The sequence below is a fragment of the Brevibacterium sp. LAARM3_SD1 genome (genome assembly GCF_057364765.1).
Genome location: NZ_JBNFOL010000004.1, coordinates 38,528 through 55,120, shown reverse-complemented (window position 1 = coordinate 55,120; position 16,593 = coordinate 38,528). Strand labels below are relative to the sequence as shown.

The following is a 16,593-nucleotide window of genomic DNA, read 5'->3' as shown; positions in this document are numbered from 1 at the left end:
AACGGAACCCTCATCATGATCAGATTCATCCTCCGACGACTGCTGTCGACGGCGCTCGTACTCCTCGTCGTCACCTTCGTCCTCTACCTGCTCCTCAACGTCGCGCTCGACTTCTTCTGGGACCTGCGCGCGAGCACCTCACCGAATATCGAGGCCCTCTACGAGTCGCGTCGACGACTCCTCGACCTCGACACTCCCGCAGTCGTCCGCTACTTCAAGTGGTTGGCGGGCGTCGGCGGCTGCGCCATCGGCCAATGTGACTTCGGCATCGCCTGGAAGTCCGGCCAGGAAGTCACCGAACAGCTGCAGGGCGCGATCATCAACACGATCAAGCTCATCACCGCCTCGACGATCGTGGCCATCATCCTCGGCATCGCCGTGGGCATGATCTCGGCCATCCGCCAGTACTCGGGCTTCGACTACTTCATCACCTTCGTCTCCTTCCTCCTCTACTCGCTGCCCGTCTTCTGGGTGGCGGTGCTGCTCAAGCAGTACGGTGCGATCGACATCAACAACTTCATCAACGATCCGACCCTGGAATCCTGGTGGCCGATCATCATCGGCTGTGTGGCCATGGGCCTGTTCTGGATGGGTGCGCTCGGAGGCAGCGCGAAGCGTCGAGCCATCACCTTCGCCGCTGCCGCGCTCATCACCTTCGGCACCATCTACTACATCCTCGCCAGCGGCTGGATGCAGCAGCCGACCATCGGCCTCCTCGGCGTGGTCGTCATCGGCGTCGGCGCGGCCATCGTCATGACGTACCTGTCGACTGGCCTGAAGAACCGCCGCGTGCTCTATGCCTCGCTGACGACAGTCGTCATCGGCGCGCTGCTCTACTGGCCGCTGATGAATCTCTTCTACTACGTCGAAATGAACTGGCTGTGGATGTTCGGGCTCTTCATCGTGGCGATCGCGGTCGCCATCGGCGTCGGACTGGCATTCCGGGGACCGGATCCCTGGGACACCGCACGCACGACGAGCTTCACCGCCATCATCGTGGCCGTGCTCATCTTCGCCGACCGCGTGCTGCAGGGTTGGCAGGAGTATTCGGACGACCCGGCCATCAACAATCGCCCGATCGCGACGATCGGCGCTTCCGCACCGAACATCGACGGTGACTTCTGGATCACGAACCTCGACTCGTTCACCCACCTCCTGCTGCCGTCGATCGCTCTGGTCCTCATCTCCTTCGCCTCGTACACCCGCTACACCCGCGGTTCGATGCTCGAGGTCATGGGGCAGGACTACATCCGCACGGCACGGGCCAAGGGCCTCAACGAACGCACGGTGATCATGCGCCACGCACTGCGCAATGCGCTGCTGCCGCTGGCCTCGATCATCCCCGTCGACATCATCACGATGATCGGCGGCGCCGTCATCACGGAGACGATCTTCGGCTGGAACGGCATGGGCAAGCTCTTCATCGACTCGCTGCGGCAGGCAGAGCTCGACCCGGTCATGGCCTACATCCTGATCACAGGCCTGCTCGCCATCATCGCCAACCTGGTCGCGGACTTCCTCTACGCCGTCCTCGACCCGAGAATCCGAGTGAACGCATGAGTACCAACAACGACAATCCGAACGCTCTCGCTCTCGACGAAGTCGGGGACAATGCGATCGAGTCGAAAGAGACCGAAGGACTGTCCCAGGGCAAGATCGTCCTGCGCAAGTTCCTCCGTCACAAAGGTGCGATGATCTCCATCGTCGTCCTTGTGCTCGTGGCGGTCTTCGCCTTCAGTGCGCTGGGCTTCGCGGGCATTCCCGGATGGTGGAAGTTCACCCACACGGCCTCCGGGCCGGTGGTCAACCCCGGAGGTGCCCCGACCTGGTCGTTTGCGAACTTCTTCTCGCTCGGCGATCATCCGTTCGGGCAGGACGAGATCGGTCGTGACAACTTCGCCCGAGTGATGAAGGGGACGCAGATCTCCCTCGTCGTCATGTTCATCATCGGTATCGTGTGCCTGATCATCGGCACGGTCGTCGGCGCCCTCGCGGGCTACTACCGCGGCTGGATCGATTCGGTGCTCATGCGCATCACCGACGGCTTCGTCATCCTCCCGGTCATCGTGGTCGGATCGATCCTCGGTGTCCTCGTCGGCGGAGCGAACGGTCCGCTGCTCGGTGTGGCACTGGGCTGTATCCTCTGGGTCGGCCTCGCACGTCTGGTCCGCGGTGACTTTATGTCGCTGCGCGAACGCGAATTCGTCGATTCGGCCCGCGTGGCCGGGGCCAGCGACTTCCGGATCATGTTCAAGCACATGCTGCCCAACGCCATGGGCGTCATCATCGTCAACACGACACTGATCATGAGCCAGGCGATCGTCCTCGAAGCCTCCCTGAGCTACCTCGGCTTCGGCATCAAGCCGCCCGGCATCTCGCTCGGTCAGCTCATCAGCGAATACCAGACCTCCTTCGCCACGCGCCCGTGGCTGTTCTGGTGGCCCGGTCTGTTCATCATCGTCATCGCTCTGTGCGTGAACTTCATCGGCGACGGTCTGCGCGACGCGTTCGACCCGCGGATGAAGACCATCCCGAGCTGGAGGAAGATGAAGAAGGCCGAGCGCATGGCACAGAAGGAGGCCAAGTGATGGCTGAGAAGAAGACAGAGACCCAGCCGAAGAAGGGCTCCCCGATCCTCGAGGTCAACGACCTCGGAGTCCAGTTCTGGGTCAGCGACGAATGGTGGATGGCCGCCGAGCACCTCGACTACACGGTCAACGCCGGCGAGGTGCTGGCGATCGTCGGCGAATCCGGCTCCGGAAAGTCCCAGTCGAGCATGTCGCTGCTCGGCCTCCTGCCGACCAATGGTCGGGCCACCGGCTCGGCGAAGCTCAATGGGCGTGAGCTCATCGGGATGCCGCCGGAGAAGATGCAGGCGGTGCGCGGCAACGACATCTCTGTGATCTTCCAGGAGCCGATGACGGCGCTCAACCCGGTCTACACCGCCGGTTACCAGATCGTGGAGACGCTGCGCGTCCACCTCGACATCGGCCCCAACGAGGCCAAGGAGCGGGCGCTCGAGCTCATGCGGCTCGTCGAGATCCCGGATCCGGAGGACCGGTTCCATTCGTTCCCGCACCAGCTCTCGGGTGGTCAGCGTCAGCGCATCATGATCGCGCAGGCTCTCGCCTGTCAGCCGAAGCTGCTCATCGCCGATGAGCCGACCACGGCGCTCGACGTCACGGTGCAGGCCGAGATCCTCAAGCTCATGCGGGAGCTCAAGCACAAACTCGACGCCGGCATCATCCTCATCACCCACGATATGGGTGTGGTGGCGGACATGGCCGACCGCATCATCGTCATGCGCGCCGGCAAGGTGGTGGAGTCGGGCACTGCGGAGGAGATCTTCTACAGCCCGCAGCACCCGTATACGAAGCAGCTGCTCGAGGCCGTGCCCCACCTCGGCGCGGGAACCGACAGTGAAGCATTCGGCGGCAGCGTCGGCGATGTCGAAGCCTCTCTGAGCGATATCAGCTCCGATCAGGCTTCGCACGCCGACGACCCGGTCGGACTGTCGGAGACCGGCGGAGGCGGCGATGGTCTCTCCGAGGCCGGTGCCGCCGATATGGCCGTGGCAGAGGCTCGAGCTCAGGCGACCGAGCAGGATCGCCCCGAGATCGAGATGGACTCCACGGAGACGTACTACCATCCCGGTTCGCAGGCGGACTTCTCGAAGCCCTCTGCTCTGCAGCTGCGCGATGCCGCGATCGAGTACCCCGCGATCGGCCGGAAGAAGGCCTTCCGCGCCGCTCACCACATCAATCTCATGATCGCTCCCGGCGAAGTCGTGGGCCTGGTGGGGGAGTCCGGTTCGGGTAAGACGACGATCGGGCGTGCCGCTCTGGGGCTGCTGCCCACCGTCGAAGGCGACATGGTCGTCAACGGCACGAGCATCAAAGGCCTGAGCAACAAGCAGATGCGGCCCCTGCGCAAGGAAGTCGGAATCGTGTTCCAGGATCCTGGTTCCTCGCTCAACCCGCGACTGCCGGTCGGGGAGTCGATCGGAGAGCCTCTCTACCTCCATGAGGGGATGAAGGGGCCGCAGCTGAGCAAGCGAGTCGAGGAACTGCTGACTGCGGTCGAACTGCCGACCTCCATGCGCAACCGCTATCCGCATGAGCTCTCCGGCGGTCAGCGCCAGCGCATCGGCATCGCCCGTGCTCTGACTCTGCGACCGAAGCTGCTCATCGCCGATGAGCCGACCTCGGCGCTTGACGTGTCCGTGCAGGCGAAGGTCCTCGACCTGTTCGAAGGTCTGCAGAAGGAATACGGCTTTGCGTGCCTGTTCATCAGCCACGACCTCGCCGTGGTCGAGCGCATCGCCGAGCGCATCGCGGTCATGCGCCATGGCTACCTCGTCGAGATCGGCAAGTCCTCGCAGGTCGTGTCGAACCCCGTCCACCCGTACACACAGCGACTGCTGTCGGCGGTTCCGGTTCCGGATCCGAAGGAGCAGCGCAAGCGTCGGGAGGCCAGGGACGCGGTTCTCGAAGCCACGATGGACGCCTGACTTCGCCCAAGCTGACGGCCACCTGCACGCGAGAGCGTGCGGGTGGCCGTATAATTGTCTGTTGGGTCCGGGCTGGACCGATCTCTCTATCTCAAAAAGGTTCTTGATGACTGAAGCCATCACACGACGGGAAAACCGCCGAAACGTAGCAATCGTCGCACACGTCGACCACGGCAAGACCACTCTGGTCGATGCCATGCTCCGGCAGACCGGTGTGTTCAGCGAACACGGCGACTTCGCCGAACGCGTCATGGATTCAGGCGACCTCGAACGCGAGAAGGGAATCACCATTCTCGCGAAGAACACCTCGGTCCTCTACAACGGGCCCTCCGCCGGCGATGAACCCATCGTCATCAACGTCATCGACACCCCGGGCCACGCCGACTTCGGCGGAGAGGTCGAACGCGGACTGTCGATGGTCGACGGCGTCGTCCTCCTCGTCGACGCCTCCGAAGGTCCGCTGCCGCAGACCCGCTTCGTCCTGCGCAAGGCGCTGGCTGCGAAGCTGCCCGTGATCCTCGTGATCAACAAGACGGACCGCGCCGATGCCCGCATCGACGGTGTCGTCGAGGAAGCTCAGGACCTGCTCCTGGGTCTGGCCTCCGACCTCGCCGATGAAGTCCCGGACCTCGACGTCGATTCCGTCCTCGACGTGCCCGTCGTCTTCGCCGCAGCGAAGGCAGGTGCCGCCTCCCTCGAACAGCCCGCCGATGGAGCGGTCCCGGACAACCCCGACCTCGAGCCGCTGTTCAAGACGATCCTCGAGACGATTCCGGCACCGGAGATCAACTCCGACGGCATCCTCCAGGCCCATGTCACGAACCTCGACGCCTCGCCGTTCCTCGGCCGTCTGGCGCTGCTGCGCATCTTCGGCGGCACGCTGAAGAAGGGCCAGCAGGTCGCGTGGGCTCGCGGTGACGAGATCAGCTCGGTGAAGATCACCGAACTGCTCGAGACCCAGGGCCTCGACCGAGTGCCCGCCACGGAGGCTTCGGCCGGTGACATCGTCGCCGTCGCAGGCATCCCCGACATCATGATCGGTGACACGCTCACCGACATCAACACCCCGAAGCCGATGCCGGCGATCATCATCGACGATCCGGCGATCTCGATGACGATCGGCATCAACACCTCCCCGCTGGCCGGCCGTGAGAAGAATACGAAAGTCACCGCTCGTATGGTCAAGGACCGCCTCGACCAGGAGCTCGTCGGCAACGTGTCCCTCAAGGTCGTCCCGACCGAACGTCCCGACGCCTGGGAGGTCCAGGGTCGCGGTGAGCTGGCTCTGGCCATTCTCGTCGAGCAGATGCGCCGTGAGGGATTCGAACTCACGGTCGGCAAACCCCAGGTCGTGACCAAGCAGGTCGACGGCAAGGTCCACGAGCCCTTCGAAGAGCTCACGATCGACGTTCCGGAGGACTACCTCGGCGCCGTGACCCAGCTGCTGGCTGCCCGCAAGGGCGTCATGTCGACCATGACGAACCACGGCACCGGCTGGGTGCGGATGGAGTTCAAAGTTCCCGCCCGCGGCCTCATCGGCTTCCGCACACGGTTCCTCACCGAGACCCGCGGCACCGGAATCGCGAACACGATCTCGGCCGGATACGGACCGTGGGCCGGCAACATCGAGTTCCGCATCAACGGATCTCTCGTGGCCGACCGTGCCGGAGCAGTGACTCCGTACGCGATGATCAACCTGCAGGACCGCGGAACCTTCTTCGTCGAACCAACCTCCGAGGTCTACGAGGGCCAGATCGTCGGCGAGAACTCGCGCGCCGACGACATGGACGTCAACATCACGAAAGAGAAGAAGCTGACGAACATGCGTTCGGCATCGGCTGACAGCTTCGAGAACCTCACCCCGCCGCGCAAGCTGACCCTCGAGGAGAGCCTCGAATTCGCCCGTGAGGACGAATGCGTCGAGGTCACCCCGGGTGCCATCCGCATCCGCAAGGTCGAACTCGATCAGAAGGAACGCGCAAAGCTCTACGCGAAGCTGCGCCGCCAGAACGCCTGAGCCGGACCCCCGGACCCGGCAGCACCGAATGACCTCGAGCACCCAGGAACCAATGACTGTTACGCCACGCGTCCTCCTCGTGCACGCTCATCCCGACGATGAGACGATCACGACGGGCGGCACGATCGCAGCATTGGTCTCCGAAGGTGCCGAGGTCATGGTGCTCACCGCCACCCGAGGTGAGGGCGGCGAGGTCATCCCCGCAGACCTGAAGCAGCTCGAAGGCGACCGCCCCGGTCTCGCCCGGGTCCGGGAGCAGGAGATCGCCGAGGCGATGCGTGCGCTCGGGGCGCGCATGCACACCTTCCTCGGCGGGACCACCCGAACCTTCGAGGATTCGGGAATGGAATGGGGACCGGACGGGCACGCCCGGCCGGCTTCGTCGATGAGCGACAATGCCCTGTGCGCGACCGATGTCACGACGGTGGCCAGGCATATCGCCGCCGTCATCGATGCCTTCGAACCGCACGCGGTCATCACCTACGCCGCCAATGGGGGATACGGTCACCCGGACCATGTTCGGGTGCATGAGGCCACGACGATGGCCTTCGATCTCGCCGAATGGCGGACCGGTCGGCTCCTCTATGTCGACACCCCCACCGAGGTGGCCCGCCGTTCGTTCGACCCGAACCAGAACGGTTTCGCTGAGACCGGTTTCGCCGCAGCCGAAACGATCCCGGCCAAACCTCCGGTCGGTCAGATCGTCATCGATCAGGACATCACTGCGGTGCTGCCGGCGAAACGGGCAGCCCTGGAGGCCCACCGCACCCAGGTGAGCGTGTCCGGCGACTTCTTCGCTCTGTCCAACAGCGTCGGTCAGAGGATCGGCCACCGCGAATTCTTCTCCATCGGCGCCGGACCGCGATCCCGCCCGAGATCCTCAGCGCCGGACCGGCCCCGCACGTGCTCACCGGTCTCGACATCGCAGCAGTGGAGACGCAGGAGAATGCGGCAGCGGCCGCGCCTCTGCGACGTCGTCGTGAACCGCGCAAACCCGGGATCTTCGCCTATCTCCACTCAGCTGTGCTCGGATTGCTCATCGCGTTCCTCGGCACCATGCAGCATCTCAACGTCACGGTCATCAACCTCGGTGAGACCCCGATCATCCTGCCGTGGGGGCTCGTCCTGGCCCTGGCCCTGGCGGCCGCGGGACTCTGGCATCTGAAGACGATGTACCGCAGCAGCGCTCCGATGCTGGTCGCGGCTGTCATCATCGCCGCGTTGTCCTTCGTCTTCGGTCAGCCGACGTGGCTGCCCGGGGCCGATATGATCGTCACCGGACTGCTGCGTTCGGTTGTGTGGCTGCTCGGACCGATGGTCCTGGCCGCTGTCTTCTCCTTCATCAACGTGCGCGGACACGATCGCACTCGCTAGACTCGTGCGAACCGCACCGAATAAGTCGTTATCGACACCCTCGGGAGAATGATGCCGACCAATACCTTGTCCGATGGAACCTCGAACCCCGGCGGGCCCGACCCGTCCGGCAGCGGTGCCCGGAAGAAGACGATCTGGCCCTTCATCGTCCTCCTGGCAGTCGTCGTGCTGGCCGCCATCTACGTGGTGATCGGATTCTTCAGCGGACGTATGCTGGCGCCGGGGACGACCGTGGCCGGAATCGACATCGGCGGCAAGTCCGCGACGGAGGCCGAGAACACCCTGCGCAACGACCTGCGCGGCGATGCGGAGAAGAACATCGTCCTGAAAGCCGGAGAACCGACGGCGAAGCTCAACCCGGAGAAGGCCGGAATCACCTTCGATTCGGAAGCGACAGTAGAGCGCCTCACCGGCTTCAGCCTCGACCCCACCGTCATCTGGGACCGCCTGTTCGGCGAAGACGAGGTCGATCCCGTCATCGAGGTCGATGAGGAGAAGTTCGACAAGGAGACGTCGAAGGTCACGGAATCTCTTGCCGTCGAACCCAAGGACGCCGAACTCGAGTACGACAAGACCATACCGAAGGTCAAGGACGGCAAGAAGGGCCAGACCGTCGACTCCGCGGCCGTGCGCACCGCCGTGGACGAGAATTGGCTGCGCACCGAGGATGCTCTGCCGGTCAGCCCGACGAGCGTCGATCCCGATATCACCACGGACGAAGCCGAAGACATGGCCGACGGCTTCGCGAAGGATGCCGTGAGCAAGGATCTCACGATCACCGCGAAACCGGCGAAGGACGCGGACTCCGAGGTCAAGGGCGGTGACCTCACCGTATCCCCGAAGACCGTCGCGAAGACTCTGACATTCAAGGCCGAGGACTCGAAACTCAAACCGGTCTTCGACCAGGACGCTCTGCAGAAGTCCGTGCTGGCCGCGAACAAGGACATCGGTCGGCCGGCCGAAGACGCGAGCTTCGAGATCAAGGACGGCAAACCCGAAGTCGTTCCCTCCCGCGACGGAATCGGGATCAAGGCCAAGGAGCTGACCACCGCAGTCACCGATGCCATCAACGGCAAGGAGGACAAGCCGACAGTCACGTTGTCCTCCGTCAAACCCGAATTCACGACGAAGGACGCGGAGAAGGCCGATGTCTCTGACACCGTGTCTCACTTCTCCACCGGGTACAAATCGGAACCCGGCCGAGACACCAACCTGCGGGTGGCGTCGAAGAAGGTCTCCGGCACCGTCGTCCAGCCCGGGGAGCAGTTCTCCCTCAATGAGGCTCTGGGCCAGCGCACCGCCGCGAACGGCTACAAACCTGCCGGAGTGATCTCCGAAGGGCAGATGAAGGAGGACTACGGCGGCGGAGTTTCGCAGGTGTCGACGACGCTGTTCAATGCTGCGTTCTTCGCCGGCTTCGACCTCGACGAGCATCAAGCTCACTCGCGTTATATCTCCCGCTACCCGGAAGGGCGGGAGTCGACTCTCGACTGGTCCTCGATCGATATGAAGTTCACGAACAACTCGAAGACCCCGGTCGTCCTCGACATGTACCTCAAGGACGGAGAGGTCCACGCGAAAGTCTTCGGCGTCAAGAAGTACGATGTGTCGGCCGACGCCTCGGACCGGTTCAACCACACCTCACCGGGATCGGTCACCGAAAGCGGGCCGTCATGCACTCCGCAGTCACCGAAGGGCGGCTGGTCGATCCGCATCACCCGTACCATGAAGGACATCGCTTCGGGCAAGACCACGAAGGACGGCTTCACCACGGTCTACCGGCCGGTGAAAAAGGTCGAGTGCAAGGACTGAGCCCACTTCGATCGAGTGCACCCGTCTGAGCGCGGCGGCAGTGTCGAGCTCTCTCCGACGGGGCCGCGCCCAGTCGGTGCGGAGCCGACAGCTGCCGGTCAGCGGGCTTCGGCGTACCAGGACCGGTGACGCACAGTCGCACCGACAGAGGCGAAGAGACCCAGCGACGCGTCATTGCTCGACTCGATATCGACGAGGTAGGACCGGACTCCGCGCTGCGCAAGCAGCGCCGCCGCGGCAGAGACCACCGAACGACCGGCACCGCGACGCCGCAGATCGGGGCGAGTGATGAGGTTGGTGATAACACCCCACTTGCTGCGTTCGACGACCCTGCACGCCGCCACCATGGACTTCGAGCCATCGGGATGCTCGGCGTACGCGGTGACGAACTCACACGGCTGATCGGCTTCGATGAGCGTACGGAACGCCTCTGCCGAACCCGGTTCCTCACCGGGGCTGCGCTGGGACGTCCACGCGGCGAAATGCTCGGAAGTCGGCGCATCGGCAACGTCGATGATGAGTCCGGGAGCGGCCGCCTCGGCGGGGGAGGACGCGCCGCCGGACGCTTCGACCGTGGCGCCGGTGAGCAGCAGGGTGGCCTCCGATGGGGTGTAGCCGCGAGCAGAGAGAAGGGGAGCGAGCCCCTCGCATTCGGGCGCCAGCGCCGAGGAATCGTCGGCCGAATAGATCTGAATGCGACTGGGCCTGTTGCGGGTCCGGTACCACTCTTCGACGGCGTCGAGGCCCTGCTCCCAGCCCAGACCGGAATCGGTCACCGGCAGGCAGGAATTGGCGCGGCGGGTCGCGGATTCCGAATGACGCAGCAGCCAGCCCTTCTGCAACAGGCTGACCTCGGCGGCCGACTCGGTGCCTTCGTTGCGCAGGTTCTCCACGTGCAGCCACGACACGTCGTGGGGGAGCCAGGCGGCAGCGGAGATGCGCCGCAGATCCACGGCGGAGACGACCTCATGCGTGCGTCCGGCCTTCGTCGGGGCCGGGGGGACCTCATGGACGAGGAGGACCTGGTCGCGCGCGATGCGCAGCGGACCGCGCTTCGTATCGATTTCGAGCCCCGCCGCGTCGACGGCTGTGACGACGCCGAGGGCATCGGACGTCGAATGGGTGTCACCGGGCTCGAGCGAATACCGCACGACCACTCGTCTGCCGGGCTGCAGATCGTCCACTTCTGGCCTTCCTCCGCGAAATTGATGCCCTCCCACCCTATGACACGCACATCCCGGACCGGCGCAGGCGTGAGCGGTGATGTCAGATGCAATGCGAATCACCTGAGACCGGTGGGCACGGGAATCCGGCGAAGGCGTATTGTGGGATGTATATGCGCACCATCTGTGAGTCTTTCGAGGAGTCAGCCCAGTGACGTACATCATCGCCCAGCCCTGTGTCGACCTCAAGGACAAGGCCTGCATCGACGAATGCCCCGTCGACTGCATCTACGAAGGCGAACGCAGCCTGTACATCCACCCCGACGAATGCGTCGACTGCGGTGCGTGCGAGCCTGTGTGCCCCGTCGAAGCCATCTTCTACGAAGACGATGTGCCCGATGAGTGGGAAGAGTACTACAAAGCCAATGTCGAATTCTTCGACGACCTCGGTTCGCCCGGAGGCGCTGCGAAGCTCGGCAACACCGGCAAGGACCATCCGATCATCTCTGCCCTGCCGCCGCAGAACCACGACGACTGAACGATGACGAACGCTTTCGGACTCAACCTTCCGGACTACCCCTGGGACCGCCTCACCGAGTTCCGGCGGCGGGCCGAGGCACATCCGGACGGAGTATGTGACCTCTCCATCGGCACGCCCGTCGACCCCACCCCCGAGGTGATCCGTCGTGCGCTGTCGGACGCAGGAGACGCCCACGGCTACCCGACGACGGCCGGCACCGCGCAGCTGCGCGAGGCCATCGCCTGGTGGTACGAGCATTGGCATTCGGTCCAGCTCGATCCCGCGACTCAGATCCTGCCGACCGTGGGATCGAAGGAGCTCGTGGCCTGGCTGCCGACGCTGCTGGGGCTGCGTGAACGAGGACTGAGCGTCGCCTGTCCCTCCGCCGCCTACCCGACCTACGAGATGGGTGCGACGATCGCCGGGGTCGACTGCCTCCGCCTCGACGCCGCGCAGATCGTCGACGGAGCCTCCTTGGACGGCATCGGGCTGCTGTGGATCAACACTCCGAGCAACCCGACCGGCGAGGTCCTCGACGTCGACACCATCGCCGAGGTGGTTCGGCGTGCTCGTGCCGCCGGAGTCGTCGTCGCTTCCGACGAATGCTACGGACTGCTCAATTGGGAATCCGATGAGCCGGCACCGAGTGTGCTCTCGGCCGCGGGGGAGTCTTTCGCCGGCGTGCTGAGTGTGTACTCGATGTCGAAGCAGTCGAACCTCGCCGGGTACCGGGCGGCGTTCGTCACCGGTGATGCCGAACTCATCGCCGATCTCACCCGATCCCGCAAACACGCGGGAATGATCGTGCCGTTCCCGATCCAGGAGGCGATGGTCGCCGGACTGCGCGACACCGCGCACGTGCTCGCTCAGAAGGGGGCCTATCGGTCACGGCGCGAGCAGCTGCGAACTGGTCTCGAAGAGTTCGGATTCCGCATCGACCATTCGACCGCCGGTCTCTACCTGTGGTCGACCGCGGACAAGAACTGCTGGGAATCCCTGGCTGACCTGGCCGAACTCGGCATCGTCGCGGGTCCCGGCGAGTTCTACGGGGCTGCGGCGGCCGACCACGTGCGGATTGCGCTGACTGCCACCGACGAACGGATTCGGGCCGCGGCTGAGAGGCTCAGATCCGCCGCGAACTGAACCCGGAGCGGGAATGGGCGCTCGGAAACCGACGGTTTCCGAGCGTCCGCTAAGTTCGTGCTAAGACTTCGTTCAGGGCAAAATATCTGTCATCTGCCCTGCTCAGGAGTATTACCGACCAGTAGATGCAGGGTGCAGTGATTTTTTGATTCCCGCAGTTGTCGGTAGTCTTTGAAAGAACTGTGCAAGATACCTCAGGAAGTTCTTGAGGCCGATCAACGGTGAGGAGATCGAATGACTTCGGAGGCGAACCTCAGGATCGCTGATAAGGAGCTGACACTGCCCGAGGTGTCGGCCGCAGCGGGCAACAACGGATACCGCATCGGCTCTCTGCTGAAAGAGACCGGCTCGGTCACATACGATCCAGGGTTTGCCAACACCGCAACCACCTCGTCGTCCATCACCTACATCGATGGTGACAACGGTGAACTGCAGTACCGCGGGTACCCGATCGAACAGCTCGCCGAACAGTCGAACTTCGTCGAAGTCTGCTACCTCCTCATCTACGGTGAGCTGCCGACTCAGGAACAGTACGACGCCTTCGACGCTCGCCTGCGCGGACACACCATCGTCCACGAGGATCTGCGCCGCTTCTTCCGCGCGTTCCCGTACGATGCCCATCCGATGCCCATGGTGGCAGCTGCAGTCGCGGCTTTGTCGACGTTCTACCAAGATGACCTCGATGTCTTTGACGAAGACCAGATCGACACCTCGTCGTTCCGTCTGCTCGCGAAGATGCCGACCATCGCCGCTCTCGCGCACCGGAAGAACATGGGCCTGCCGGTCATCCACCCGGATAACTCGCTCAGCCTCGTGGAGAACTTCCTGCGTGTGAACTTCGGCGTTCCCGCTGAGGAGTATGAGCCGGATCCGCTGGCGGTCAAGGCCATGGATCAGCTGTTCATCCTCCACGCCGACCACGAGCAGAACTGCTCGACCTCGACTGTGCGTCTCGTCGGCTCTTCGCAGGCGAATGTGTTCCAGTCGATCTCGGCCGGCGTCAATGCCCTGGCCGGACCGCTGCACGGCGGCGCGAACTCCGCAGTTCTCGAGATGCTCGAGCAGATCGCGGCCTCGGACGATGGACCGAAGAAGTTCATGGAACGCGTGAAGAACAAGGAAGACGGCGTTCGTCTCATGGGCTTCGGACACCGCGTTTACAAGAACTACGATCCGCGTGCGAAGATCATCAAGAAGACGGCAGACGAAGTGCTCGCCCGTTCCGGCGGCGACCCGCTGCTCGAACTGGCTCAGCAGCTCGAAGAGATCGCGCTGGCCGACGACTACTTCGTCGAGCGCAAGCTCTACCCGAACGTCGACTTCTACACGGGCCTTATCTACAAGGCGCTCGGATTCCCGACGAATATGTTCACCGTGCTCTTCTCGGTCGGCCGGCTGCCCGGCTGGATCGCGCAGTGGCGTGAGATGATCAAGGACCCCGAGACGAAGATCGGCCGTCCTCGCCAGATCTACACGGGTGAATACAACCGGACCTATAAGGACATCAGCGAACGCTGAGTCCCGGTGATCGGCAGTCCGCTTTTCCGCGGACGACTGAGCACCGCCACGGCACGGGGAGTGCCGCGGTCAGACGCAACGGCGTCGGAGCAGAGTCTTCTGCCCGACGCCGTTGGTCATTCACTATTCCCGATCGCCCGGGCTCTGCCGCAGCATCCCTCACCCCTCGTGCCATAACCACCAGCAGGAGCGGGGCGTTGTGGCAGTCCCGGGACGACTTGCGACGATGGCGGTGTTTCGGCACGAAGCATGCTGGATGGCGGGCGCCGGCACAGAAATGAATGCGCTGAGCACACGCTGCCCCGGGAGTGAATGAATGTGCTGAGGGCGCGTCCACACGATGTGAACGCGCCCTCAGCGATTCGGCTGGGCCGACGGTCAGTGCAGGTCGGGGTTGAGCTCGATGCCCTTGGAGTCGCGGGCGATCGCCTCGACGGTGCCGGTGACCGAATTGCGGCGGAAGAGGATGTTGTTCTTCCCGCTGAGGTCGGCTGCCTTGACCACGGCATCGCCTTCGCCGGGAACCGTCACGCGGGTGCCGGCGGTGATGTAGAGGCCGGCTTCCACGATGCAGTCGTCGCCGATGGAGATGCCGACTCCGGCATTCGCACCGAGCAGGCTGCCCGAGCCGATGGAGATGCGGTGTGTTCCGCCGCCGGAGAGCGTGCCCATGATCGAGGCTCCGCCGCCGATGTCCGATCCGTCACCGACGACGACGCCCTGCGAGACGCGGCCTTCGACCATGGCCGAACCCAGCGTGCCGGCGTTGAAGTTCACGAAGCCTTCGTGCATGACCGTGGTGCCGGGAGCCAGGTGGGCGCCAAGGCGGACACGGTCGGCATCAGCGATGCGCACACCGGAGGGGATGACGAAGTCGGTCATCCGCGGGAACTTGTCGAGTCCGTATACGGCGACGGGTCCGCGGGCCAGCAGCTTCGCGCGAGTGGCCTCGAAGTCTTCGGGCGAGCAGGCGCCGAAGGACGTCCACACGACATTGGCGATATGGCCGAAGATGCCGTCGAGGTTGACATCGTTGGGAGCCACGACGCGGTGGGAGAGCGCGTGCAGACGCAGGTAGGCATCGGCCGCCGAGGCGGGACCGGCGTCGAGATCGATCGTGGTGGTGACGACCTCGGAGCGGGTGCCGCGAGCCTCATCGGTGCCCACCAGGGCGTCGAGGCCATCGTCGGCTGCGCGGGCGGTGGCGGCCGCCTCGGCGGCGTCATGGGTATCACCGGTGCTCAGGGCGGGATACCAGACGGAGAGGACGGTGTCGGAGTGAATCGTGGCGAGTCCACGTGCGGAAACTATGCGTTCTGTCATGCCTCAAGCCTAGACGGTGGCGCCGTACTAGGCTAAGAGACATGACTGTCGATCCAACTGCTGAGACTGATGCCATATTCGCTCCTGCCGGCGAGCTCGGTGAGTACCTGTTCGCCGCACTGGGCGACCCGGCCGAACTCACCGGCCGCCTGTGCGCCGTCGAATCCGTGTCCGGGAACGAAACCGCCCTGGCCGACGCCGTCGTCGACGTGCTGGAGAAGATCAGCGCGGGACCGGGACCAGACCTGGAGATCCTCCGCGATGGAGACACCATCGTCGCTCGCACGAACCTCGGTCTGTCCGAGCGCATCGTCGTCGCCGGCCATCTCGACACCGTTCCTGTCGAAGACAACCTTCCGCCGGTGCGCACCCACATGACCGGAGAGAACTACCCTGACGATGAGGTCATCTGGGGCCGGGGAGCCTGCGATATGAAGGCCGGAGTGGCGATGCAGCTGTCCACGGCGGCAGCACTGACGGCACCGAGCCGCGATGTCAGCTGGGTCTTCTACGACCACGAGGAGGTCGATGCCTCGCTCAATGGGCTCGGCCGCGTCTCCCGCAACCACCCCGACTGGCTGGCCGGCGACTTCGCGATCCTCGGCGAACCCTCGAATGCCTCGGTCGAAGGCGGCTGCAACGGAACCATCCGCGTCGACGTCACCACCACCGGGGTCCGCGCCCACTCGGCCCGGGCATTCATGGGCGTCAACGCCATCCACTCCGCCGCCGAGGTGCTCACCAGGCTCGCCGAATTCGAAACCGACACGGTCACGGTCGACGGCCTCGACTACCGCGAATCCCTGTCCGCCGTGAACATCCGCGGGGGAGTCGCCGGAAACGTCGTGCCCGACGAATGCGTCGTCTCCGTGAACTATCGCTTCGCCCCAAGCAAGTCCGCAGCCGAAGCAGAGGCCTTCCTGCGCGAGCTGTTCACCGGATTCGACGTCGTCGTCACCGACGCCGCCGAAGGGGCACGCCCCGGGCTCGACAGGGCGATCGCGCAGGACTTCATCGACACCCTCGGTCTGTCCCCGGCCCCGAAGCTCGGCTGGACGGATGTGTCGCGATTCAGCGCGCTCGGCGTTCCGGCGGTGAATTTCGGTCCCGGCAACCCGCTGTATGCCCACAAGTCGGATGAGCATGTGAGAGTCACCGAGGTGGAACAGGCCACCGCAACTCTGCGCAGCTACCTCCAGGGTCGGTGAACGAG

General features: G+C 64.4%; 13 protein-coding genes. 11 read left to right on the top strand and 2 right to left on the bottom strand.

Annotated elements, in window-relative coordinates; translation table 11 throughout:
* Positions 1-15 precede the first annotated feature (15 nt).
* From AC2W7L_RS03135 to AC2W7L_RS03105, 7 genes are all read left to right on the top strand, one after another.
* On the top strand, positions 16-1,560 hold the full coding sequence (locus AC2W7L_RS03135) for an ABC transporter permease (protein WP_486003228.1): 1,545 nt from the start codon (positions 16-18) through the stop codon (positions 1,558-1,560).
* Positions 1,557-2,588: an ABC transporter permease gene (locus AC2W7L_RS03130; RefSeq protein ID WP_486003227.1), complete on the top strand. Its 1,032-nt coding sequence runs from the start codon at positions 1,557-1,559 to the stop codon at positions 2,586-2,588. Before AC2W7L_RS03135 ends, AC2W7L_RS03130 begins: the two co-directional genes overlap by 4 nt.
* Complete coding sequence (locus AC2W7L_RS03125; RefSeq protein WP_486003226.1) at positions 2,588-4,510, top strand: ABC transporter ATP-binding protein; 1,923 nt, start codon at positions 2,588-2,590, stop codon at positions 4,508-4,510. Before AC2W7L_RS03130 ends, AC2W7L_RS03125 begins: the two co-directional genes overlap by 1 nt.
* 106 nt (positions 4,511-4,616) lie before the next feature.
* Positions 4,617-6,527 (top strand): translational GTPase TypA, encoded by a 1,911-nt coding sequence (typA, locus tag AC2W7L_RS03120; RefSeq protein WP_167195597.1) that lies wholly within the window; start codon positions 4,617-4,619, stop codon positions 6,525-6,527.
* 52 nt (positions 6,528-6,579) lie between these two features.
* Entirely contained in the window at positions 6,580-7,692 is a 1,113-nt protein-coding gene (locus tag AC2W7L_RS03115; protein ID WP_486003225.1) for a PIG-L family deacetylase, read from the top strand.
* 5 nt (positions 7,693-7,697) lie between these two features.
* Positions 7,698-7,901: a hypothetical protein gene (locus tag AC2W7L_RS03110; RefSeq protein WP_486003224.1), complete on the top strand. Its 204-nt coding sequence runs from the start codon at positions 7,698-7,700 to the stop codon at positions 7,899-7,901.
* 48 nt (positions 7,902-7,949) lie between these two features.
* The gene (locus AC2W7L_RS03105) at positions 7,950-9,713 is read left to right on the top strand and encodes a VanW family protein (protein WP_486003223.1); all 1,764 of its coding nucleotides are present in this window, start codon (positions 7,950-7,952) and stop codon (positions 9,711-9,713) included.
* Positions 9,714-9,811: 98 nt separating this feature from the next.
* Here the strand turns inward: AC2W7L_RS03105 and AC2W7L_RS03100 are convergent, their stop codons facing one another.
* Positions 9,812-10,897, bottom strand: a complete 1,086-nt coding sequence (locus AC2W7L_RS03100) for a GNAT family N-acetyltransferase (RefSeq protein WP_486003222.1) — start codon at positions 10,895-10,897, stop codon at positions 9,812-9,814.
* A gap of 190 nt (positions 10,898-11,087) precedes the next feature.
* Between AC2W7L_RS03100 and fdxA the strand changes: the two genes are divergently transcribed.
* The 3 genes from fdxA to AC2W7L_RS03085 all read left to right on the top strand — a co-directional run bounded on the left by fdxA (position 11,088) and on the right by AC2W7L_RS03085 (position 14,057).
* Positions 11,088-11,414, top strand: a complete 327-nt coding sequence (fdxA, locus tag AC2W7L_RS03095; RefSeq protein ID WP_025776980.1) for a ferredoxin — start codon at positions 11,088-11,090, stop codon at positions 11,412-11,414.
* Positions 11,415-11,417: 3 nt separating this feature from the next.
* Positions 11,418-12,539 carry a succinyldiaminopimelate transaminase gene (dapC, locus tag AC2W7L_RS03090; RefSeq protein ID WP_486003221.1) on the top strand — a complete coding sequence of 374 codons (1,122 nt, stop codon included), beginning with the start codon at positions 11,418-11,420 and terminating at the stop codon, positions 12,537-12,539.
* A 234-nt stretch (positions 12,540-12,773) separates the two neighbouring features.
* The gene (locus AC2W7L_RS03085) at positions 12,774-14,057 is read left to right on the top strand and encodes a citrate synthase (RefSeq protein ID WP_167195607.1); all 1,284 of its coding nucleotides are present in this window, start codon (positions 12,774-12,776) and stop codon (positions 14,055-14,057) included.
* Between the two features lie 378 nt (positions 14,058-14,435).
* Here the strand turns inward: AC2W7L_RS03085 and dapD are convergent, their stop codons facing one another.
* Positions 14,436-15,380 carry a 2,3,4,5-tetrahydropyridine-2,6-dicarboxylate N-succinyltransferase gene (dapD, locus tag AC2W7L_RS03080; protein ID WP_486003220.1) on the bottom strand — a complete coding sequence of 315 codons (945 nt, stop codon included), beginning with the start codon at positions 15,378-15,380 and terminating at the stop codon, positions 14,436-14,438.
* Between the two features lie 41 nt (positions 15,381-15,421).
* Here dapD and dapE point away from each other — a divergent pair, with 41 nt between their 5' ends.
* The gene (gene dapE, locus AC2W7L_RS03075) at positions 15,422-16,588 is read left to right on the top strand and encodes a succinyl-diaminopimelate desuccinylase (protein ID WP_486003219.1); all 1,167 of its coding nucleotides are present in this window, start codon (positions 15,422-15,424) and stop codon (positions 16,586-16,588) included.
* Positions 16,589-16,593: the final 5 nt, after the last annotated feature.

Coding starts and splice junctions, on each gene's coding strand:
- AC2W7L_RS03135 (WP_486003228.1), top strand. CDS start 16: ATGATCAGATTCATCCTCCGACGACTGCTGTCGACGGCGCTCGTACTC.
- AC2W7L_RS03130 (WP_486003227.1), top strand. CDS start 1,557: ATGAGTACCAACAACGACAATCCGAACGCTCTCGCTCTCGACGAAGTC.
- AC2W7L_RS03125 (WP_486003226.1), top strand. CDS start 2,588: ATGGCTGAGAAGAAGACAGAGACCCAGCCGAAGAAGGGCTCCCCGATC.
- typA (WP_167195597.1), top strand. CDS start 4,617: ATGACTGAAGCCATCACACGACGGGAAAACCGCCGAAACGTAGCAATC.
- AC2W7L_RS03115 (WP_486003225.1), top strand. CDS start 6,580: ATGACTGTTACGCCACGCGTCCTCCTCGTGCACGCTCATCCCGACGAT.
- AC2W7L_RS03110 (WP_486003224.1), top strand. CDS start 7,698: ATGTACCGCAGCAGCGCTCCGATGCTGGTCGCGGCTGTCATCATCGCC.
- AC2W7L_RS03105 (WP_486003223.1), top strand. CDS start 7,950: ATGATGCCGACCAATACCTTGTCCGATGGAACCTCGAACCCCGGCGGG.
- dapC (WP_486003221.1), top strand. CDS start 11,418: ATGACGAACGCTTTCGGACTCAACCTTCCGGACTACCCCTGGGACCGC.
- AC2W7L_RS03085 (WP_167195607.1), top strand. CDS start 12,774: ATGACTTCGGAGGCGAACCTCAGGATCGCTGATAAGGAGCTGACACTG.
- dapD (WP_486003220.1), bottom strand. CDS start 15,380: ATGACAGAACGCATAGTTTCCGCACGTGGACTCGCCACGATTCACTCC.
- dapE (WP_486003219.1), top strand. CDS start 15,422: ATGACTGTCGATCCAACTGCTGAGACTGATGCCATATTCGCTCCTGCC.